The following is a 528-nucleotide window of genomic DNA, read 5'->3' on the forward strand; positions in this document are numbered from 1 at the left end:
GACTGGGCGCAAGGCTTCATCGCCACCTTTCAGTCCGGCTACACGCCCGGCGTGGTCGGCTTCGGCGTCGACGCCTACGGCATGCTCGGGCTGAAGCTCGACGGCGGCGGCGGTACCGGCGGCTACAGCGCGGTGGACAACGACAACGACGAAAACCTGGTGATCGTCGACTACCCCAGCGACGAGTTCTGAGCCACGCGCGCTGGGCCCTTCGCCGGGCTCAGCGCTGGCGGAACAGGTCGCCGGGAGTGAAGCCGAAGAGTCCCTTGAAGGCGGCGATGTAGGCCGAGGTCGAGTCGTAGCCGCTGTCCAGGGCGGCGCCGGTGACGCTGTCGCCGGCCTCCAGCGCGTTGAGCGAGGCGAGCAGGCGCTGGCGTTGGCGCCAGAGCCGGTAGTTCATCCCGGTCTCGCGCTGGAACAGGCGCGACAGGGTCTTTTCCGAGGTGCCCAGGCGCTGCGCCCAGTCGCCCATGGTCAGGCTCTGGGTCGGTTCGTCGATCAGTGCCTGGCACAGCCGCAGCAGGCGCG

At 69.3% G+C, this 528-nt stretch carries 2 protein-coding genes; one reads left to right on the forward strand and one right to left on the reverse strand.

Translation table 11 applies throughout. The annotated features are described in order from the left end of the window. On the forward strand, nucleotides 1–192 hold a 192-nt coding region (locus AC061S_RS44590; RefSeq protein ID WP_478691599.1), incomplete at its 5' end, for an OprD family outer membrane porin. Between the two features lie 28 nt (nucleotides 193–220). On the opposite strand, the gene AC061S_RS44595 is transcribed toward AC061S_RS44590, so the two are convergent. Beyond that, nucleotides 221–528: helix-turn-helix domain-containing protein (locus tag AC061S_RS44595; protein WP_478691600.1), on the reverse strand; the 308-nt coding region annotated here is incomplete at its 5' end.

This window comes from Streptomyces sp. CA189 (genome assembly GCF_056428985.1).